Annotated in this window: 16 protein-coding genes; 12 read left to right on the forward strand and 4 right to left on the reverse strand. The window is 70.8% G+C overall.

Annotation, left to right across the window (positions count from 1 at the left end; translation table 11 throughout):
* Positions 1-391 precede the first annotated feature (391 nt).
* From WMF20_RS01330 to WMF20_RS01350, 5 genes are all read left to right on the forward strand, one after another.
* Complete coding sequence (locus WMF20_RS01330) at positions 392-1621, forward strand: styrene monooxygenase/indole monooxygenase family protein (RefSeq protein ID WP_437609975.1); 1230 nt, start codon at positions 392-394, stop codon at positions 1619-1621.
* Between the two features lie 308 nt (positions 1622-1929).
* Complete coding sequence (gene xylA, locus WMF20_RS01335; protein ID WP_437609978.1) at positions 1930-3261, forward strand: xylose isomerase; 1332 nt, start codon at positions 1930-1932, stop codon at positions 3259-3261.
* A 292-nt stretch (positions 3262-3553) separates the two neighbouring features.
* Positions 3554-5074 (forward strand): L-fucose/L-arabinose isomerase family protein, encoded by a 1521-nt coding sequence (locus tag WMF20_RS01340; protein ID WP_437609980.1) that lies wholly within the window; start codon positions 3554-3556, stop codon positions 5072-5074.
* Between the two features lie 436 nt (positions 5075-5510).
* Positions 5511-6119: a GyrI-like domain-containing protein gene (locus WMF20_RS01345; protein ID WP_437609982.1), complete on the forward strand. Its 609-nt coding sequence runs from the start codon at positions 5511-5513 to the stop codon at positions 6117-6119.
* Positions 6120-6236: 117 nt separating this feature from the next.
* Positions 6237-6623: a VOC family protein gene (locus tag WMF20_RS01350; RefSeq protein ID WP_437609984.1), complete on the forward strand. Its 387-nt coding sequence runs from the start codon at positions 6237-6239 to the stop codon at positions 6621-6623.
* 84 nt (positions 6624-6707) lie between these two features.
* Here WMF20_RS01350 and WMF20_RS01355 read toward each other — a convergent pair whose 3' ends face one another.
* Complete coding sequence (locus WMF20_RS01355) at positions 6708-8231, reverse strand: arylsulfatase (RefSeq protein WP_437609987.1); 1524 nt, start codon at positions 8229-8231, stop codon at positions 6708-6710.
* A gap of 243 nt (positions 8232-8474) precedes the next feature.
* Between WMF20_RS01355 and WMF20_RS01360 the strand changes: the two genes are divergently transcribed.
* Together WMF20_RS01360 and WMF20_RS01365 are read left to right on the forward strand one after the other, a co-directional pair.
* On the forward strand, positions 8475-9941 hold the full coding sequence (locus tag WMF20_RS01360) for an RCC1 domain-containing protein (RefSeq protein WP_437609990.1): 1467 nt from the start codon (positions 8475-8477) through the stop codon (positions 9939-9941).
* A 398-nt stretch (positions 9942-10339) separates the two neighbouring features.
* Positions 10340-11095: a class I SAM-dependent methyltransferase gene (locus WMF20_RS01365; protein ID WP_437609992.1), complete on the forward strand. Its 756-nt coding sequence runs from the start codon at positions 10340-10342 to the stop codon at positions 11093-11095.
* 32 nt (positions 11096-11127) lie between these two features.
* Here the strand turns inward: WMF20_RS01365 and WMF20_RS01370 are convergent, their stop codons facing one another.
* The gene (locus tag WMF20_RS01370; protein WP_437609994.1) at positions 11128-14571 is read right to left on the reverse strand and encodes an AgmX/PglI C-terminal domain-containing protein; all 3444 of its coding nucleotides are present in this window, start codon (positions 14569-14571) and stop codon (positions 11128-11130) included.
* A gap of 291 nt (positions 14572-14862) precedes the next feature.
* Here WMF20_RS01370 and WMF20_RS01375 point away from each other — a divergent pair, with 291 nt between their 5' ends.
* The 4 genes from WMF20_RS01375 to WMF20_RS01390 all read left to right on the forward strand — a co-directional run bounded on the left by WMF20_RS01375 (position 14863) and on the right by WMF20_RS01390 (position 17682).
* Positions 14863-15825, forward strand: a complete 963-nt coding sequence (locus WMF20_RS01375; RefSeq protein ID WP_437609996.1) for an NAD(P)-dependent alcohol dehydrogenase — start codon at positions 14863-14865, stop codon at positions 15823-15825.
* Positions 15826-15840: 15 nt separating this feature from the next.
* Positions 15841-16518, forward strand: coding sequence for a hypothetical protein (locus tag WMF20_RS01380; RefSeq protein WP_437609998.1), 678 nt, complete (start codon positions 15841-15843; stop codon positions 16516-16518).
* Between the two features lie 58 nt (positions 16519-16576).
* Complete coding sequence (locus WMF20_RS01385) at positions 16577-16720, forward strand: hypothetical protein (protein ID WP_437610000.1); 144 nt, start codon at positions 16577-16579, stop codon at positions 16718-16720.
* A gap of 119 nt (positions 16721-16839) precedes the next feature.
* Positions 16840-17682, forward strand: coding sequence for a dienelactone hydrolase family protein (locus WMF20_RS01390; RefSeq protein WP_437610002.1), 843 nt, complete (start codon positions 16840-16842; stop codon positions 17680-17682).
* A gap of 128 nt (positions 17683-17810) precedes the next feature.
* Here the strand turns inward: WMF20_RS01390 and WMF20_RS01395 are convergent, their stop codons facing one another.
* Positions 17811-18311 carry an SgcJ/EcaC family oxidoreductase gene (locus WMF20_RS01395; RefSeq protein ID WP_437610004.1) on the reverse strand — a complete coding sequence of 167 codons (501 nt, stop codon included), beginning with the start codon at positions 18309-18311 and terminating at the stop codon, positions 17811-17813.
* Between the two features lie 107 nt (positions 18312-18418).
* Here WMF20_RS01395 and WMF20_RS01400 point away from each other — a divergent pair, with 107 nt between their 5' ends.
* Positions 18419-19000, forward strand: coding sequence for a MarR family winged helix-turn-helix transcriptional regulator (locus WMF20_RS01400; protein ID WP_129572655.1), 582 nt, complete (start codon positions 18419-18421; stop codon positions 18998-19000).
* Between the two features lie 38 nt (positions 19001-19038).
* Here the strand turns inward: WMF20_RS01400 and WMF20_RS01405 are convergent, their stop codons facing one another.
* Positions 19039-19809, reverse strand: a complete 771-nt coding sequence (locus WMF20_RS01405) for an SDR family NAD(P)-dependent oxidoreductase (RefSeq protein WP_129572656.1) — start codon at positions 19807-19809, stop codon at positions 19039-19041.
* Between the last annotated feature and the right edge of the window lie 13 nt (positions 19810-19822).

Genomic DNA, 19822 nt, shown 5'->3' on the forward strand with positions numbered 1-19822 from the left:
CTCCAGCGCCAGACCGGTTGACCCAACCCGAAGCGGTCCAGCGAGCCGACCCGGGTCGAGGCATGGGCGATCCAGGTTGACGCATGAGCGACCGCTGCTCCTCGGCGTCGATTCCACACATCCCCCTCCCGACGACGGTGGGCCGCTCTACTGTGCTCCTCCACAATAGCCGGCCGATCGAGGCCGCCGAGGAGGAATTCAGGGCATCCCTCGAGATCGACACGCGCATTCCGCGCAGCGGTGTGGTCCTCTGGAAATAGGGCCGCCGCGCGCGGCGCCTTCGCCGCCGCGATCCGCTCCCGCGACGTCGCCGCGGTCGGGGCGTCGAGAGCCCGGCGGACCTCGCCGTGAAGCTCGCACCCCACGGGTGAGAAGGACGAGGAGGACAAGGATGCCCACCATTGCAATCGTCGGCGCCGGCATGGCCGGCCTGCACCTCGCGCTGCACCTCCAGAAGGAGGGCCTCGACGTGCACCTCTACGAAGAGCGCACGCCGGACGAGATCCGGGCGGGGCGCCTGCCCAGCACCGTCGCGCTCTCCCCGCCGACCCGGGCGCGCCAGCGGGCGCTCGGCGTCGCGCACTGGGAGGGGGCCGAGCACGCCACCCGCATCGTCCGGTTGCGCGTGGCGGCCGATCCGCCGCTCGGCTTCGTCGGCCACCTCCCGGATCATGCGCTCTTCATCGACATGCGCGTCTATCTGCCCCGGCTGCTCGAGGACTTCGCCGCGCGCGGCGGCCGCGTGGTGAAGGCCTCGCTCGACGCGGCCGGCATCCGCGACCTCGCCGCGGGGCACGACCTCGTGGTCGCCGCCACGGGCCGCGCGGGCCTCTCGGACCTCTTCCCGAGGGTCCCCGAGCGCAGCCCGCACGCCGGGCCCCAGCGGCGGCTCTTCGCGGGCATCGTCCGCGGGCTCCGCATGCCCGAGCGGCTCGAGTTCATGTTCCAGCTCTCCCCGGGGCACGGCGAGATCTTCGAGAACCAGTACCTCACGCTCGGCGGGGTCGCGCCATCGCTGCTGATCGAGGCGATCCCCGGCGGCGCGCTCGAGCCGATCACGCGGATGCGCTACGAGGACGATCCGGCGCGGTTCGATGCGGCGCTGCTCGACGCGGTGCTCGCGCACGCGCCGCTCACGGCCGAGCGCGTCGATCGGGCGAGCTTCGGCGTGGCCAGCCCGCGCGACTACCTGACCGGCGCCGTGACGCCGCTCGTGCGGCGCGCGTACGCGCCCCTCGGCGGCGGCAGGTTCGCGCTCGCGCTGGGCGATCTCCACATCACCCACGATCCGATCACGGGCCAGGGCGCGAACATGGCCACGCTGGCGGCGTGGCTCGCCGCCGAGCGGATCGCGGGGCAGGCCGCCGCCGGCGCCGCGTTCGATGAGGCGTTCTGCGCGGACCTGGAGGACCGCCTCTGGGAGGCGCTCCGGCCGGCCACGGACTGGACGAACGCCTTCCTCCTGCCGCCGCCGGACCACGCGCTGGCGCTCCTCGCCGCGGCCTCGCGCAGCCAGCCGCTGGCCGACGCGTTCGCCACGAACTTCTCTTACCCGGATCGCCAGTGGGCGATCCTCTCGTCGCCCGAGGCGACGGCCCGCTTCATCGCGAGCCACGCCTGACGCGGAGGACCCCCGCGCTCCACCCCGGCACGCCGCGCTCCGTGCCGGGGAAGAGCACCTCGCCGGCCCTGTCGTGTCCGCCTGCGTCCGCGCGCGCGCGTCGACGCGGCGGCTTGCGCGGCGCGCAACGAAGCGCTCGACGGCGCGCTGATCAAAGGGCTGGACGGACTTAGTAAATAGTGCTAACTTACTTTCGGACCACGTGATGCAGGCCGGTGCAAGGCCGCCGTGATGATCCGTCGACCCCGTGGTGCGTCTGGTCCGGGCCTGACGAAGGCGCACGCAAGCCACGAGCAGGAGAGCCGTCCATGACCGTTGTGATTGGAAACAAAGAGTATTTCCCCGGTGTTGGCAAGATCCCCTACGAGGGGCCTGAGTCCGACAACCCCCTCGCCTTCAAGTGGTACGATGCCAACCGCGTCGTCGCCGGCAAGGCGATGAAGGAACACTTCAAGTTCGCTGTGTGTTACTGGCACACGTTCTGCGGTCGTGGGCACGACCCGTTCGGTCCGGGGACGATCAACTTCCCCTGGGACGAGGGCAAGGACCCGCTGACCCGCGCTCGCATGAAGATGGACGCGAGCTTCGAGTTCATCACCAAGCTGGGCGCGACGCACTACTGTTTCCACGACATCGACCTGGTGGAAGAGGGCGACAGCCGCGCCGAGACGTCGCGCCGCCTTCAGGGCATCGTCGAGTACGCCAAGCAGAAGCAGTCGCAGTCTGGCGTCAAGCTGCTGTGGGGCACGGCGAACCTGTTCTCCAACCCGCGCTACATGAACGGCGCCTCCACGAACCCGGACTTCTCCGTGGTGGCCTACGCCGGCGCCCAGCTGAAGGACGCCCTCGACGCCACGATCGCGCTGAACGGCGAGAACTACGTGTTCTGGGGCGGCCGCGAAGGTTACATGAGCCTCCTGAACACGGACATGAAGCGCGAGAAGGAGCACTTCGCTCGCTTCTTGAGCATGGCTCGCGACTACGCGCGCGCCCGGGGCTTCAAGGGGACCTTCTTCATCGAGCCCAAGCCCATGGAGCCCTCCAAGCACCAGTACGACTTCGACGCCGAGACCGTGATCGGGTTCCTGCGCCAGCACGGCCTGGACAAGGACTTCAAGCTCAACCTGGAGACGAACCACGCGACGCTCGCCGGCCACACCATGGAGCACGAGATGCAGGTGGCCGCGGACGCCGGCATGCTCGGCAGCATCGACGCGAACCGCGGCGACTATCAGAACGCGTGGGACACCGATCAGTTCCCCTACAACATCAACGAGACGGTGGAGATGATGCTCATCCTGCTCCGCAGCGGCGGGTTCCAGGGTGGCGGCGTCAACTTCGACGCGAAGCGCCGCCGCAACTCGACGGATCTGATCGACACCTTCCACGGCCACATCGGCGGCATGGACGTGTTCGCCCGCGCGCTCATCATCGCCGACGACCTGATCCGCAAGTCGCCGCTCGAGTCGATGCGCAAGACCCGTTACGCGTCGTTCGACAACGGCAAGGGCGCGGAGTTCGAGCACGGGAAGCTCACGCTGGAGCAGCTGGCCGAGATCGGCAACGCCGGCGGTGAGGTCAAGCTCACCAGCGGTCAGCAGGAGCTGTACGAAAACATCGTCAATCGGTGGATTCGATAAATCGATAGGGCGAGCGAACGGCCTCCCCGGCGCGTTCCAGCTCGCCCCACCCTCGCCGCCGTTCTGTAAAAGAATGATCATGGCGGCGAGCTTCATCCTGCCGTTACAGGTCGGCTCCGAGAATCTCGACGTCGCGGGACGCGGTCGCCTGTCCTATCCGCTGTAGACGTGCGCGAAGCCCGAGGGCTAGACGGGGGCGCTCGTCCATCGTCGCGGGTGGCGGCAGGTGCAGGGGCGTTGGACAAATCAAACGCGGTCCACGGACCGCATCGGACTTGGCGAGGGGTGTGTGATGGAGACGCGCAAGCCGGTCATTCTGGGTTTCATGGGCAACCGGGGGTTCTTTCCCACGGAGTTCGCGGTGGAGGGCGCGCGGGCCACGGCCGCGGTCGTGGAGGCGCTGCTCGGAGAGCACGTCAAGTACGTAGATCTAGGGAACGTGGAGTCCTACGCGGACGCCAAGCGCGCTGCGGGGATGGCTCAGGAGCATCGGCAGGGCGTCGACGGCGCTGGCGCCATCGGCGTGATCTGCTCCATGTACAATTTCTCCGATGAGAACGGCATTCGGGACTTCCTGCGCCTCGCGGATCTGAACATCCCGGTCCTGATCCACACGGAGCCGGACGTGCGCGGCCAGGGGAGGATGGGGGAGCGGGGCCGTCGTGACGGCGCTTGTGGTCGTTTTTCCGCGGCCAACGCCCTGCGCCACATCGGCTACCCCTACACCTTGACGACGAAGCACTGCGAGTCGGTGCGCTCTGCCGACTTCGCGCGGGATTTGCAGGCGTTCTATGCCACGTGTGTCCTGGCTTCCAAGTTTCGGCGTCGCGGCCGCGGCGTTCGCCTGGGGCTGGTGGGGTCGGGGCCGGACGCCTTTCAAACGGTCACCCACGTCTCCACGGAGCTCTTGGGGCACATGGGGTTGAGCACGGTGGGGCTGGAGCTGATCGCCCTGGATCGGCAGATGCGTCAGGTCGATGCGGCGCAGCTCTCCGACAAGCGCGAAGAGATCCGCGCCCACTTTGGCGCGGTCGACGTCCCGCCGCCTTCGCTGGACGCCATCGCGCGCATGGGCGTGGTCTTTGACCGCTTCATCCGCGACAACGACCTGGACGGCATCGCCGTGCGCTGCTGGACGGAGATGCAGAAGTACCAGATCGGCGGGACGGTCGGGGTCATGCCGTGCACGTGCATGAGCATGCTCTCGGACAAGCTCTTGCCCGCCGCGTGTGAGACGGACATCGCGGGCTGGATGGGCATGTACATGCTGCAATGCGCGTCCGGCCTGGTTCCGGTCCTGGGGGACTGGAACAACATGTTCGATGACGACCGAGAAGAGGTCGACCTCTTTCATTGCGGCGTCTGGGCCAAGAGCGTCATGCACCCCGGGGCCAGGATCACGGAGCATCAGATCCTGGCCAAGGAGGTCGGCAAGGACAACAGCTGGGGCGCGGTCGACGGCGATCTCAAGCCCGGGACGTGCGCTTTCTTGCGTCCGTGCACCAACGCGCGGGAGGGCAGCATCTTCATGTATGGTGGCGTGGGGCGCGTGACGGAGGAGCGCATCAAGACCTTTGGCACGCGCGGGCGCGTCCACATTCCGCGTATCCAGGAGCTCTTCCGCCACGTCACGGACCCCAAGCGGGCGGTGGAGCACCACACGGCCCTCGTCGTGGGTGAGGGCCGGGCGATCGCCACCACGATGAAGGCCGTGCGAGACGCCCTGCCGTACATCAACGCCCAGGCAGGCCTGAGCCAGACAGGTCGCGAGTTGATCGAGTACTACGAGCACAGCACGGTGGAAGAGCTCTAGCGACGCGAAGGCGGCGCGCGTCGCCCAGCCAGCACGAGCGCCGCGTCGAGCGATCGAAGGCTGAGCCCCTCGTGCCGACGGTGGGGTGGGTTACACGTTGAGGTCCACCTGCTGCAGCAGCCCCACGCCGCCTTCCTCCTCGAGAGCGCGCCGCCCGGTGCGCCCCCGCCGCCTCGTCCGCCTCGCTGGGGCTCGCCGCCGTCGCCGGCCTGGCCGCCGCGAGCCACGGCCCCTCGCCCAGGACCGGCGCCGAGGCGGGCCCGGCTCGTGACCCGGCCGAACTTGCGGTAAGCTCCCTGCGTCATGAGCGACGTCGACAATGTCCTGGCCGCAGCGCTGCGTCCGTCGGCGGAGCTGCTGCCCAACGCGCCGCTGCGGCGCACGGGCTTCGCTTGCCGCCGGGCGGCTGACCGCTAGCACATCATCAGGTGCATTCGTGTCGAAAGTCGATCTCAAGAAGGAGCTCAAACATCTCTACCAGGCATCCGCGAAGGAGGTGGTCCAGGTCGAAGTGCCGACATTCCGGTTCCTCATGATCGACGGCGAGGGCGACCCCAACACGTCGCAGGCGTATGTCGAGGCAGTGGAAGCGCTATTCTCCGTCTCCTACACGGCGAAGTTCATGGTGAAGAAGGGGGCGCGAGGGATTGACTATGCGGTCATGCCTCTCGAAGGCCTCTGGTGGTCGGATGACATGTCCGTCTTCACCTCCAACGATAGGTCAAGGTGGAAGTGGACGATGATGATCATGCAGCCTCACTTCGTGGAGGAGGCGGTGATTCACGCGGCCATGGCGGAGGTGAGGCGAAAGAAGGCGCTCCCCGCGGTGGACGCGCTCAGGCTGGAGAGCTTCACCGAAGGGACATGTGCTCAGATACTTCACGTTGGTCCCTTCACGGAAGAAGGGCCGACCATCCAGCGAGTGCATGATTTCATCGATGCGCGCTCGGCGCTCGCGGGAAAGCACCACGAGGTGTATCTGAGCGACATACGTCGCGCCGACCCGGCCAAGTGGAAAACCATCATCCGCCAACCCATGGAGTGATAGCTGACAGATCGTCGGCGACGCCGCCGCTCCGCGGCCCGGCTCGGCTCAGGCGGCAGATCGCAGAAACCACAATCTCCCCCCCCCCCACCATCACCCGTCCTTGGAGTTTTTTTTATGAAGCGAGTCACTGGCATCGGCGGCATCTTCTTCAAAGCCAAAGACGCTCCGGCGCTACAGGCTTGGTACAAGCGGCACCTCGGGATCGATGTCCAAGCATGGGGTGGCACGGCTTTTACCTGGACCGACGGTGAAGGTAAGCCGGTCGCCGGAACGACCGTCTGGTCCATCGCTCCGGCGCAAGGCGACCAATTTGCGCCCAGCGCTTCAACGTTCATGATCAATTATCGGGTCGAGGACCTCCACGCCCTCGTCAAGGTCTTGCGCGAAGAAGGCTGCAACGTCCTCGAGAAGATCGACGATTCCGAGTACGGGAAGTTTGCCTGGGTCATCGATCCGGAAGGAAACAAGGTAGAGCTTTGGCAGCCGCCTGCCGGCCAATGACCACTCTGCTGCCGCGCGTATCATCTGTCGGGGGTGCCTCGGATCGCCCGCGAGCAGATGCTCCCTGTCATGTCTGGCGGTCGTTCAATCGGAGGTGCGCTGCATGCGCTGGAGGATGGTGTCCAGGTTCCACGTCTCCGGCTTCTGCCGGGGAGGGAACTTCTGGAACGAGGCCACGAACTTCCTGGCGAAGGCGAGGGCCGGGATGAGCACGAAGGCATGGTCGATGCGCCACTTGTCGTAGAGGATGCTGCCCTGATCGGCCCTCTCGAAGGGATCGGCCCGGAGGTCGAAGAGCTTGGGCAGGCGGAGCGGCACGAAGGGATCCTGCCAGACGAGGAGCCCCTGGGCGCGCTGCTCGGCGAAGACGGCCTTCCAGCGATCGTAGCGGAGGGCGACGACCTGCCCCTCGTCATTCACGTAGAAGAATTCGCGCCGCGCGCTCGGGCCGGCGCCGGAGAGCAGCGCCGTCTGATCGTAGCCGTCGAGGTGGACCCGGAACGTCTTGTCGCCGGCGCGGTAGCCCCTGAGGAGCCGCTTCTTCACGTCGCGCACGCCCGCCGCCGCGGCCAGCGTGGGGAGCCAATCCTCGGACGCGACGATCGAGGTGTCGATCCGGCCGGGCGCGATGACGCCGGGCCAGCGCGCGAGACAAGGCACGCGATAAGCGCCTTCGTACTGCGTGTTCTTCTCGCCCCTGAACGGCGTGGTCCCGCCGTCGGGCCAGCTGAACGACTCGGCGCCGTTGTCGGTCGTGTAGATGACGAGGGTGTCCCCGGAGACGCCGAGATCGTCGAGCGCCGAGAGCAGCCGCCCGACGTGCCCGTCGTGCTCGACCATGCCATCGGCGTAGACGCCGAGCCCGGTCTTGCCCGCGGCCTCGGGCTTGAGGTGTGTCCAGATGTGCATGCGCGTGGTGTTGAACCAGACGAAGAAGGGCCTCTCCGCCTCGTGCGCGCGCTCGATGAAGCCCAGCGTGGCGGAGAGGACCTCCTCGTCGATGGTCTCCATCCGCTTGCGGGTGAGCGGCCCCGTGTCCTCGATCCGCTGCCCGCCACGGCCATCGGCCCAGCTGTGGACCACGCCGCGCGGGCCGAACTTCTCGCGGAACCTCGGGTTTCTGGGGTAGTCCGGGTGCTCGGGCTCCTCCTCGGCGTTCAGGTGGTAGAGGTTGCCGAAGAACTCGTCGAAGCCGTGCATCGTGGGCAGGTATTCGTCGCGGTCGCCGAAGTGATTTTTGCCGAACTGCCCGGTGGCGTAGCCGAGCGGCTGGAGGATCTCGGCGATCGTGGGATCCTCGTCGCTGAGCCCCCGCTTCGCGCCCGGGATGCCGACCTTGGTGAGGCCGGTCCGGAGCGGCGTCTGGCCCGTCATGAGGGCGGCGCGCCCGGCGGTGCAGCTCTGCTGTCCGTAGTAGTCGGTGAAGAGGATCCCTTCGCGCGCGATGCGGTCGATGTGGGGCGTCTCATAGCCCATCATTCCCCGGTTGTACGCGCTCAGGTTGAACCAGCCGATGTCGTCTCCCATGATGATCACGATATTCGGCTGCTCCCTGCTCCCCCTCCTGGTGCGCGCTCCGCCGCGCAGACGCCGTGCTCGCTGTCCCATGTCCGGATCATGCGCGCGGGCGTCCAGACCGGGAGCAGGGCGGCGCGTGATTCATCCACCTCCGGTGTCGCCCGCGGTTCCGGGGCCGGAGTCTCCGTCGCCCGCGCTCGGCGTGCGCGTACCGCAGCGCTCCTGAGGCCTCCGGGAAAGCGGGGACATCGGTGAGCAGGCCCAACTGGACTTCTTGTCCTCCGTGCGGTAAGGCTCCGTAAAGGACGGTGGGGGTGTAGCCGGATGCTCGAGATGAAGAGGAACACCCAGACGCGACCGAACTTCTGCTCCTTTCTCGTCGTCGCCGCCACCCTCGCTGCGGGGGCAGGATGCTCCGCTCCCGACCGGCATTTCTCGGACAGCGGCGCGGGTGGCGGAACGGGCGGCGGTCCGACCGATGCGCAGAACGGCGTAGGCGCCGGCGGGGGCGGCGGGGACGCGTCCGGGGGAGGCGGCGGGGACGCGTCCGGTGGGGGCGCGTCCGGCGGGGGGGGCGGTGGTGATCCTGGATGCCAGATCCCGCCAGACAGCCCCACGCTCGCCGACGCCATCATGGTGGCTGCGGGCGACAGCCATACGTGCGCGATCCGGCATGACGGCTCTCTCTACTGCTGGGGGGACAACTCGTTCGGCCAGCTGGGTGTCCCGCAGGCGATGGCGGTCTCCTCGAGCACGCCGGTGAGAGTGCTCTTCCCCGCGTCGCTCGGCACGGCGACGATCACGCAGATCGCGTTGACCGAGCGGGCGACCTTCGCGATCGACAGCCAGCTCCGACTCTGGGCCTGGGGAAACAACGAGACCGGGATCCTCGCGAACGGCGCCAAGGACTCGATGGCCCATGACGTCCCGGCGATCGTCAATGACGGTACGGCCCCGTTGCTCGTGCGCAAGATCGCGCCACAGTGGTACTCGGCGTGCGCGCTCACCTCGACCAGCAGCATTTACTGCTGGGGGGCCAACCTGTTCTCGAGCCTCGGGCCGGATGCGAGCGGCGAGGAGAGCCTCGTCCCGGTGAGAGCGTTCAACTTCACCGCGGCGGCGGGTCCGAAGGCCGTCCTCGCGCGGGGCATCGGCTCGATAGGCAGCTGCTCCTCGACCGGGGCCGCGGAGGACGGGCTGCGTTGCTGGGGCGCGCTCGGCGGCGGTTATATCCTCACGAACACCTCCGCCAGCTCCCAGGGCGGCGTGAACTACAGCGCGCATATGCCGCTCATCGAGGCGGGAGCGACGCTGCCCTTCTCCGAGATCTCCTACGGCACGAACTTCGGCTGCGCGCGCGACGACGTGGGAGGCCTCTTCTGCTGGGGGACGAACAACAGCTCAGGTCAGCACGGCGCCGAGGCTCCCCCGGCCGGGACGGCGGCTGCGATCCCGGGGGTCTGGGGCCCGATGTCCACCGGCTACGTCTTCGTCTGCGCGATCGACGCCCAAAGACAGCTCCGCTGCCGTGGCAGCAACGAGCAAGGGCAGCTCGGTCGCAGCACGTCGATGATGGGCGAGCATGCGCGCATGGAGCCCGTCGTGCTCGGCGACGGCACCCCGCTCGCCAAGGTCGTCGCGGTGAGCGCCGGCTTCTTCCACACGTGCGCGATCGTCGAGGGGGCGTGCGGCCCCACGGGCCCTGGCCAGGTCCTGTGCTGGGGCAGAGGCACCCTGGGTCAGCTTGGCGACGGCGCCGGGACGAGCTCCGCGGTCCCCGTCGAGGTGAAGGCGCCCTGATCAGGGGCGCCGAGGCCGAGGGCGTGAGCCGCAAGGACCTGACGCCGTTGCCCAGCTCGAGGCCGCCCGCCGGGTCGCCCGGGGCGCCGTCGGGTCCTGAAGCCGACCCGAGCGCGCGCGCCAGGCTGCGCCGTGACGCCGTCCACCTCTGGACGCTCGAGATCGCGACCCACACTGGCAAGCGGACAAGACCGGCTCCCGTGGCCCGTGGCGGGGCTCGCCGTTCCTTGCGCTCAGATCCCTAGGGCGATCGCGGCTCGCGCAAGTACCCTCTCTCCGCGAGGCACGCGATCGCGTCGCGGCCTGCTGAGCGCGACCGCCCGTGTTGCCGGGGCGGTCGCGCTCACCTCACAGCCGCCCGAGCCAGACCGAACCCCCCTCGCCCAAGGAGATGCACCATGCAGATCACCCTGTCGCCCCAGGACTACGCCACCGCGTTCCGCCTCCTCTCCGCGACCTCCAGGCACCCGGAGAACATCGCGGACGCCGTCCGGCAGCGCATCGTCCCCGACCTGCCCGAGAGGCCGTCCTTGCTCGACGTCGGCGCCGGCCCCGGCGCCGTCGCGGCGCGGCTCGCCCCCTGGTTCGGCGCCATGACCCTGATCGAGCCGAACGAGGCGCAGCTCGGCGCGTCCGCGCCGGCCGGCGCCGAGATCTTCCGCGACACCTTCGAGAGGTTCGAGTCGCCGCGCCGCTACGATCTCGTCCTCTGCTCCCACATGCTCTACCACGTGCCCCTCGCGGCGTGGGGCGGCTTCATCGACAGGCTGCTCTCGTTCGCGAAGCCGGCGGGGTACTGCGCCATCGTCCTCGGCGCCGACCGGGGGCAGAACTACGAGATGCACCGCGACTTCACGTCGACCGTCATCGACAGCTCCGTGCTCATCAAGACGCTGCGAGACAAGCAGATCGCGTTCGACGTGGTGGGGAGCCACAACGCCTACACGGCGGAGACGCTCGAGGAGATGGTCACGCTCTGTCGCTTCTTCGTGCTCGCGGACTGCATCTCCGCCGAGCAGCTCGCCGCGATGACGGAGAGCGAGGCGCGCGCGCTCGACGAGAAGATCCGCGGGCACGCCGCGCGGTGTCGGACCGAGGACGGCGCGTACCGGCTGAGCCAGGAAGACGACACGGTCATCCTCCGCCGGTCGTGACCCTCCCGCGGCACCTCGACGTCGTCGGCGCGTCAGCGCGCGACGGCGCCGAGATCCACGAACGCCTGGTCGTTCATGATCACGAAGGGCCGCTCCTCGAAGCTCAGGCCGCCCTTGCCGTCGTGATCGACGATCTGCAGCTTGCCCATGCCATAGCCCATCGGGCCGCGCGCATAGTAATGCGCCTGCAGGGTGTACCGGCTGGCCCGCCGGTCCCGGGGCGCGCGGATGGTGAAGCACTCGGGGCCGTAACCGGTGGTGACGTCGGCGTGGAGGCGCCCGCCGCTCGGCAGCGCCGGGCTCGCGTAGTAGGCGTGGCCGCCGCGGTCGTCCCGGATGTGGAAATCGACGTCGTTGGCGTCGGTCTCCCAGGTCAGCACGAAGCGGAGCGACGGCGCGCGGTCGAGGGCGGCGCCGGCCTTCGCGAGCCGGGCCAGGATGTCCGAGCGGCGCGCCGGATCCGCCTTGAGCCACGCGGCGGCGACGAGGCCGAGGTCCTCGCGCAGGATGCCCTCCACGCCGGCGAAGCGCCCCGGCGGGTAGCGGCGCGCGAGGCCCGCCGCGAGCGCGTCGAAGGCGGCGGCGTGCTCGCCCCGCTTGAGGCGCGCGAACGCGAGCAGGCGATGGCTGGAGGGGTGGTCGGGGCGCTGCTCGCGCGCCTTCTCGTAGGTGTCCACCGCCAGATCGAGGCCCGCGTCGGCCGGGAGGCGCTCGAGGCGCGCGCCGGCGAAGCGGCGGAGGTCCGCGCGCGCCGGGAACAGGTCGATGAGCGAGCCGTACGCGCGGGCGGCGCCCGGCGCATCGCCCGCGGCCTCGAGCGCCTCGCCGAGCGCGACGAGCGCGAGCACGTCGCCGGGGGCGTCGGCGTGCCAGGCCGAGGCGTCGCGCGCCGCGGCCTGCGCGTCGCCGTGGGCGAGGAGGTCGTGGATCCGCGCGAAGCGGCCGGTGTACGGCTGGACCGGCGGCTCCGGCGGCGCGGCTGCGCCGGGGGCGGCTTGCGGCGCGGAGGCGCCGGGGGCGGCTTGCGGCGCGGCCGCGGCGTCCGGAGGCGCCAGATGGATCGGGTACACCACGTCGACGCTTCCCGCCTCGGGCCGAGGGAAGCTCAGCCCATAGAAGGCGCGGATCACGCAGGAGACCACGGCCCCGTCGTGCAGATCGGACCCGCCGTCGCGCGCGTTCACGACCGCGCCGCTCGGGTCGATGGTGAAGCGCACGGCGACGCGGCCCTGCAGGCGCGGGCTCCGCTCGAGCCCGCGCTCGTAGCAGAGGCGGAAGCGGCCGAAGCTCTGGCGGACGATGCGCTGGATCACCTCGGGCGGGAAGCGGCCGCTCACCTGGGTTGCGCCCATGCGGACCGAGGGCGCCGCGGCCCGGTGGTGGCCGCCGAGGCGGCCGTGCCCGCTGCCGAAGCCGTCGCCGGCGCCCGCGGACGGCGCGGGCGCGGCGGCACCGTGGCCCACGGTGCCGATCGAGCCGAGGCCGATGCCCTCGCCGCGGCCGCCGCCGCCCTCGCCGATGCCCGATAGCCCGAGCCCGCCCGCGCCGAAGGACTCCTCGCGCGCGCCGGGAGGAGGCGCCGGCGGCGCGGGCGGCGGGCGCAGGGCCGCGGCCTCGCCGGCGGCGGCGTCGGCGCGCGCGCCGGCGGGCTGCGCGGCGCCCTGCGGCTTGTCGGCCGGCGGCCACGAGCGCCTCTGCACGGCGATTCGGCCGCCGTCCACGGTCAGGATGTCGGCGAGGCCGCGCCGGGCGATGTCGAAGCGCTCGTAGTCGCCCTCGGTCTCCAGCACGAGCAGCGCGGTGTACGGGCTCAGCACCCGGTGCGCGATCGAGAGGTCGACGATCTGCCTGCGGAGGGCGTCCTGGCCGCCGGGCGCGGCGTCGCCGGCGAGCAGGCCGTCGATCTTCGCCCGGGCCCAGGCGCGCTCGAGCAGCGGGCGCTCCACGCCGCGGAGATCGGGCGCGGTGGTGCGGCCGTCCACCGTGATCCGGACCGGTAGCTCGGCCGGCACCTCGGCGTAGACGAGCGCCTCGTCGCCGGGCTGCACGCCGTCCAGCGTGCGGGGCCAGACCCAGCGCGCGCCCTCGACGCTCACCGCGATCCCCGAGCGGGTGGCCGACGAGAGGCGCCGCTCGAGCTCGGCGACGCCGCGGGCGCCGTCGATCATGGCGCCGTCGCGGGGCAGGCCCGCCGTGACGAGCTGCCGGAGGACGACGTCGTCGCGAAGGCCGCCGAGCGCGACCGCGTCGAGCCGCTCGACGCCCGCGTCGCGCAGCGCCGCCGCGGCGCCGCGCAGGGCGCCCGGCGCGACCTCGCCCGCGGTGGCGACGCCGTCGGAGAGGAGCACCACGCGCCGCTGCCCGCGGGCGCGCGCGCGCTCGCCGGTCCAGCGGAGCGCGCGCGAGAGATCCGAGGCGCCGAGCGCCTTCCGCTCGCGGATGCGCCGGAGCTCCGCCTCGCCGAACGCCGAGGCCGCGCCGTCGAAGACGGGGGTGACGGTCTGGTCGTAGCAGGCGACGGTGAGCGGCGCGCCCGGGCCGCCCGCGCGCGCGGCCGCCTGCGCGATGGCCGCGAGCAGGCCGAGCTGCTCCTCGAGATCGAGCGCCCGCGAGGCGCTCGTGTCGACGAGGACGACGGCGGAGGCGAGCGGATCGGGCCGCGACTCCACGGCCGGGCGCACGCGGGCCAGCGCGAGCTCGCCGCTGCGCAGGCCGCCGTGCGCCTCCGTCGGCGCGAGGCGCGCGGGCTCCACCACGAAGTCGGCGTCGGGCGCCGCGTCCGTCCGGTGGAGCGCGTGGATCGGCGCGGCGGCGCCCGCGACCGTGGCCTCGAGATCGAGGTAGCTCACGGCGGGCAGGCCGCGCAGGGGAACGGTGAAGGGGGCGTCGGGGCGGAGCTCCTGGGAGTACGCGAGGACGATCTCCTTCACGCCGCGCGGCGGGATGGGGAAGACCCGCGCGGTCACCTCGTTGCCCGCCGCCTGCTCGAGCAGCGCCGGATCCTGCTTGCGGTGGAGGAAGTCCTCGTACGCCTCGCGCGCGCGCCGTCGCTCGACGACCTCGCCCTCCTGCCAGCGCCTGCCGAGCCGCATGGCGAGGCGGCCGAGGCTCGCGCCGGGCGGCAGGGTGACGCGGAAGGTGCCCTCGAGCGCGCGATCTTCGGGGTTCTCGAAGGTGAGGTGCAGCTCGGTGAACGCGAGCGGCGCCTCGATCACGGCGCGTCCGGTGAGGGCGACGAGGCGCAGCCCCGTGCCGTCGGCGGCGGTGAGCCGGATCGGCGCGGCCGCGGGGCGGCGCGCCGCGGTGGCGGGGGCCGGCTCCGCGGGCTGGGCGCGCGATGCGGCGGGGTCGGACCCGCGCCGGTGCGCGCCCGGGGCGGCGGGCGGCGAGGCGCTGTCGGCGCAGCTCGAGAGCGCGAGGACGAGGGCGGCGATCGCGGCGAGCGCAGCGCGGCCGCGGGGGAGGGAGCTTCGCACGGGGGCCTCCGGTCGTGGCGCGGCGGGCCGCGCATGAACGCAGGTCCGCCGGCGTGGGATGGGGCGATCGACAGCGGGGTGGGCCGGAGGTTCCCGGCCGTGTCGCTCGAGCGCGGGCCGCCGCCGGTGCCGGCCTGCCGCGCCGGGTGGCGGTCGTGACGAAGGGATGAGTAGAATCCTCGGCATGAACCGTCCCATCACGCCGCTCTCGCGATGCCCGCCAGCCGTCACCGAGGGTGGTCCGGCGCTGCTGCGCGCAGGGGCGCGCCTCGCCGCGCCGGCGGAGGCGACATGAGGGCCATCGTCTACGACCGGTACGGCGCGCCCGACGTTCTGAGGCTCGCGGACATCGCCGTGCCGGAGATCGGGGACGACGAGGTCCTGGTGAGAGTTCGCGCGGCGTCCGTGAACTCCTGGGACTGGGATCTCGTGACCGGAACGCCGGTGTTCTTTCGCTTCTGGGGCCTGTTCAAACCCAAGCACAGGGTCCCTGGCGCGGACATCGCGGGACAGGTCGAGGCGGTGGGCAAGAACGTGACCCGGTTCCGCCCAGGCGACGAGGTGTTCGGGGATCTCTGCCAGTGTGGCTGGGGCGGCTTTGCAGAGTACGCGCGCGCCAGCGAGAGCGCGCTGACGCTCAAGCCGGCCGGGATGACGTTCGAGCAGGCCGCAGCCATCCCCCAGGCGGGCGCCATGGCCCTGCAGGGGCTCCGCGATGAGGGCGCGATCCGGCCCGCGCAGACGATCTTGATCAACGGCGCGGGTGGAGGGGTCGGCACGTTCGCGATCCAGATCGCGAAGTCGTTCGGCGCCGAGGTCACCGGCGTGGACCGGGCGGAAAAGCTGGAGACGATGCGCTCGGTCGGCGCGGATCACGTCGTCGATTACGCGAGAGAAGACTTCGCGGAGAATGGCAAAACGTACGATCTGATCCTCGACGCCGCGGCGCATCGATCGATGTTCGACTATGCGCGTGCGCTGAGCCCGGGGGGGACCTATGTGATGCTCGGGGGATCCGTCGGTCGAATCCTCGAGCTCTTGTTGCTCGGTCCCTGGATCTCCAGGCGCGAGCGAAAGAAGATGCGCATCCTGGCGGCGAAGGCAAACCATGATCTGGCTGTCCTGGCGGAGCTGTTTCGAGCTGGGAAGGTAATGCCCGTCATCGATCGCTGTTACCCGCTCGCTGAGATCGCCGACGCGTTTCGCTATTTCGGGGAGGGACGGGCGTGTGGGAAGATCGTTATCACCCTGTGACCCCGAGGGAGAGACATGCTCGCGTTCATCCACACGGCCCGCGTCCACGTCGAGACCTTCAGCCGCCTCGTTCGGGCGGTGGACGACGCGATCCCGGTTCGGCATGAGGTTCAGGAGAGCCTCCTCGCGGATGCGCTGGCGGCCGGCGCGATCACCGACAGCGTCCGCTCGGCCACGGCCGCGGTCGTACAGGGGCTCGCCGGCGACGGCGCGCGGGTGATCGTGTGCACCTGCTCGACCCTCGGCGGCGTGGCAGAGGCGGTGCCCGTCGACGGCTGCGTGGTGACGCGGATCGATCGCCCGATGGCGGAGCAAGCCGTCGCGAGCGGCCGCCGGATCGTCGTCCTGGCCGCGCTCCAGAGCACATTCCAGCCGACCGTGGCGTTGCTGCATCAGGTAGCGTCGGACGCGAAGCGTTCGATCGACGTCGTAGAGACGCTGTGCGAGCGAGCGTGGCGGCTCTTCGAGACGGGTGACCACCCCGGCTATCTCGGCGAGATCGCCAGGACCATCGAGACCACCGCGCTCCCGAGCGATCTCGTGCTGCTGGCGCAGGCGTCGATGGCTCCCGCTGCCGAGCTCGTTCGACATCTCGGAATCCCTGTCCTGAGCAGCCCGAGATCGGGCGTGGAGGCCGCCTTGTCGAGGTATCGCTCCCATCATGCAGGTGGAGCACCGCGCGAGAGAGGATAGGCGGAGAATTCAGGCACGTCGGCAGCGCATCTGCATAGGAGTCACACCTCTTTACATCATGGCGCTGGGCTGCGGCCTCGACGATTGCTTCCGGCTGGAGCTGGACGCCGGGCAGAGCCTGCTGTTCTCGGCGGCGCTGAGCGTGTGGGAGGGCGAGCACGTGGCTCTCCGCGCGTCGGCCTGCGGCTCCCTGTTCCCGTGACCACTATCGCTCCCCCCGACGGCGGCGGTAGCGCTGGGGAGGGCATGGCTGTGTTGCCAGCGCGGCCACACCGGCTTGAGGGGCTTTACCGCGCACGCATGCTGTGATGCAGTGACGCCGTGACCACACCGAGCAAACCCAAGGCGCCCGAGGGCGATCTCGCCACCTTCCAGCGCGAGCGCATCACGCATCAGGGGGAGACGCGCGACGTCTATCGGAAAGGGAAGGGCCCCGCGGTCCTCGTGCTGACAGAGATGCCGGGCATCTCTCCCCAGGTGCTCGGGTTCGCCGACCGGGTCGTGGCGCTCGGCTGCACGGCCGTGCTGCCGGACCTCTTCGGGACCGCCGGCCGCGACCCGCTGCAGCCATCCAGGCTGTCGGGCGCGCTCTACGCGCTCTCGACCATGGCCAAGGCCTGCGTCAGCAAGGAGTTCACCGTCTTCGCGACGGGGCGCTCCTCGCCGGTCGTCGACTGGCTCCGCGCCCTCGCAGCGTCGGAGCACGAGCGCTGCGGCGGGCCGGGCGTGGGCGTCGTGGGGATGTGCTTCACCGGCGGGTTCGCGCTCGCCATGGCGGCGGACCCCCGGGTGCTGGCGCCCGTCATGTCGCAGCCGTCGCTCCCGTTCGGGCTCACCGAGAGCCGGCGGCGATCCGTCGATTGCGCTCCTGCGACCCTCGACGCGGTGGCGCAGCGCTGCGACCGGGAGGGCCTCCGGGTCATCGGGCTCCGCTTCAAGGGGGATCCGCTGGTGCCCGAGGAGCGCTTCCAATTCCTCCGCGAGCGCCTCGGCGACGGCTTCGTCGCCGTGGAGCTGGAGCAAGCCGACGGGCACCCCGAAGGCCCCCTCAAGAAGCATCACTCGGTGCTCACCGGCGCGTTGATCGATGCTCCGGGCGAGCCGACGCGCGCCGCGCTCGACCGCGTCCTCCAGCTCTTTTGCGACAAGCTGCTGGCCGCATGAGCCGCATTACGGCGTAGGTCGTTCGAGGCGCGCCGGAGCTCGCGCCCTGCCGACCCGCGGTCGCGCCGGCAAGGGGCCGTATCGACGCCCGCGCCCGCGGGCGCTCGTCACGCCATCGACCTCGGCGCTCAGGCCGCGAGGGCCTCGGGGTGGCGCCGTCGCCAGAGGGCGAGGCGCCAGCGCATCACGGCCGCGAAGAGGCGCATGGACAGGCTCCCGGACGGGGGCAGGGGCCGCACCCGGGTGTTCTGGAACGACGCCACCCGAAAGCGCCCGTCGTCGCCCCGCACCACCACCAGCGTCTGCCGCGACAGCCGGCTCGGGGGCGCCGTCTTCTGCCAGGGCCACAGCACCGCGCCGGTGCTGACGACCACGGCCGCGTCCGGGCCGAGGAAGCGCACGCTCTCGATCTCGCCGACCAGGCGCGTGCCGGCGAGCACGCCGGCGAAGAGCTCCTCGTGCACCCTGCGGTTCTCCGCGCGGCCGCGCAGCCACGAGCCGTCGAACGTCACGTAGTCGGAGTCGGGCGTGTAAAACGCGTCGACGGCGCGCGCGCCCTCGCGCGCCCACGCCTCGCACAGGGCCTCGAACAGGCGCCGAATGGCCGCTTCGTCGGTCGAACGATCCATGGAAGCTCTCCTTGCGATGTAACTCTCTTAGTAAGTAAGATATTTACTGCGGATTGTCAAGCCGGTGGCGGCTCGGGTAGAGTGCGGGCGGATCGAGGCGAGAGGCGATGGCCGCGAAACGGGCGAGCGCGAAGGAGGTGAGCGAGCTGATCGACAGCCTGGGCGACCGGCTGGGCCGCGAGCTGAGCACGCAGTCGGTGCTCCTTCACCAGGCGATCGCCGAGCGCCTCGGGCTGAAGGGCACCGACCACAAGTACCTCGACGTCCTCCGGCGGGCGGCGGAGGCGGGGCCGGTCACGCCGGGCGACCTGGTGCAGCTCACCGGGCTGACCTCGGGCGGCGTGACGGGGGTGCTCGATCGGCTGGAGGCGGCGGGGTTCGTGCGCCGCGTGAAGCACCCGAGCGACAGGCGGCAGCTGGTGGTCGAGCCGGTGGTCGAGCGCTACGCCGAGATCGGCGCGCTCTTCGCGCCGTTCCGCGAGCGCTGGGCGGCGCTCTGCTCGCGCTACTCGCTCGCCGAGCTGCGGCTCATCTGCGATTTCTTCGAGCAGGCGACCGCGCTGATGGCCGAGGAGATCGCCCGCATGCAGCGCCCGGCCGCGCCCGAGGCCGCCCCGGCGAGCGCCGCGCCTCGCGCCGGCGCGCGCGCCCGTGGGGGCGCGAAGGCGCGACCGCGCCGGACCCCCTGACGAGGCGACGGCTCACGGCTCGCCCGACGGGGCGCGCCTCAGAGATTGATGCCGCCGGACGCCTCGATGCGCTGGCCGTTGATCCACTGGCTCTCGGGCGAGAGGAGCAGGGCGACCACGCCGCCGATGTCGTCGGGGAGGCCGACCCGGCCGAGGGCGGTCTGGGAGGCGATCATCTTGTTCAATTCGGCGTTGTCGCGCACGGCGCCGCCGCCGAAGTCCGTCTCGATCGCGCCCGGCGCGAGCACGTTGACCGAGATCTTCCGCGGCCCGAGCTCCTTCGCCAGGTAGCGGGTGAGCACCTCCACGCCGCCCTTCATGGCGGCGTAGGCGGCGTACCCGGGCAAGCTGAACCGCGCGAGCCCCGACGAGACGTTCAGGATCCGCCCCCCGTCCGCGATGAGCGGCAGGAGCTTCTGCGTGAGGAAGAACGTCCCCTTCAGGTGGACGTTCACGAGCGCGTCGAACTGCTCCTCCGTCGTCTCGGCGAAGCTCGCGTGGACGCCGATGCCGGCGTTGTTCACCAGGAAATCGAGGCGATCGCGCCCGAAGCGGCCGGCGAGCTCCGCCTTCACGGCCTCGGCGAACGCGCCGAAGCCGCGCGTGTCGGCGACGTCGAGCGCGAGGGCCGCCGCCTTGCCCCCCTTGGCCTCGATCTGCTTCACCACGTCCGCCGCCTCGGCCGCGCCGCCGCGGTAGGTGATGATGACGCCCACGCCGCGATCGGCGAGGTGGAGCGCCATGCTCTTTCCCAGCCCGCGGCTCCCGCCGGTGACGAGGGCGACGGGGCTCTGCTTCGATGTGGTCATGGTCGGGTCCTTT

Origin of the sequence: Sorangium sp. So ce834 (genome assembly GCF_051521425.1) — a bacterium.
Taxonomy (GTDB): Bacteria; Myxococcota_A; Polyangia; order Polyangiales; family Polyangiaceae; genus Sorangium; species Sorangium cellulosum_D.

What these genes read in the sequence shown, in the direction of transcription:
- WMF20_RS01330 (WP_437609975.1), top strand. Translation starts at nt 392, where the DNA reads ATGCCCACCATTGCAATCGTCGGCGCCGGCATGGCCGGCCTGCACCTC.
- xylA (WP_437609978.1), top strand. Translation starts at nt 1,930, where the DNA reads ATGACCGTTGTGATTGGAAACAAAGAGTATTTCCCCGGTGTTGGCAAG.
- WMF20_RS01340 (WP_437609980.1), top strand. Translation starts at nt 3,554, where the DNA reads ATGGAGACGCGCAAGCCGGTCATTCTGGGTTTCATGGGCAACCGGGGG.
- WMF20_RS01350 (WP_437609984.1), top strand. Translation starts at nt 6,237, where the DNA reads ATGAAGCGAGTCACTGGCATCGGCGGCATCTTCTTCAAAGCCAAAGAC.
- WMF20_RS01355 (WP_437609987.1), bottom strand. Translation starts at nt 8,231, where the DNA reads ATGGGACAGCGAGCACGGCGTCTGCGCGGCGGAGCGCGCACCAGGAGG.
- WMF20_RS01360 (WP_437609990.1), top strand. Translation starts at nt 8,475, where the DNA reads ATGAAGAGGAACACCCAGACGCGACCGAACTTCTGCTCCTTTCTCGTC.
- WMF20_RS01365 (WP_437609992.1), top strand. Translation starts at nt 10,340, where the DNA reads ATGCAGATCACCCTGTCGCCCCAGGACTACGCCACCGCGTTCCGCCTC.
- WMF20_RS01375 (WP_437609996.1), top strand. Translation starts at nt 14,863, where the DNA reads ATGAGGGCCATCGTCTACGACCGGTACGGCGCGCCCGACGTTCTGAGG.
- WMF20_RS01380 (WP_437609998.1), top strand. Translation starts at nt 15,841, where the DNA reads ATGCTCGCGTTCATCCACACGGCCCGCGTCCACGTCGAGACCTTCAGC.
- WMF20_RS01385 (WP_437610000.1), top strand. Translation starts at nt 16,577, where the DNA reads ATGGCGCTGGGCTGCGGCCTCGACGATTGCTTCCGGCTGGAGCTGGAC.
- WMF20_RS01395 (WP_437610004.1), bottom strand. Translation starts at nt 18,311, where the DNA reads ATGGATCGTTCGACCGACGAAGCGGCCATTCGGCGCCTGTTCGAGGCC.
- WMF20_RS01400 (WP_129572655.1), top strand. Translation starts at nt 18,419, where the DNA reads ATGGCCGCGAAACGGGCGAGCGCGAAGGAGGTGAGCGAGCTGATCGAC.
- WMF20_RS01405 (WP_129572656.1), bottom strand. Translation starts at nt 19,809, where the DNA reads ATGACCACATCGAAGCAGAGCCCCGTCGCCCTCGTCACCGGCGGGAGC.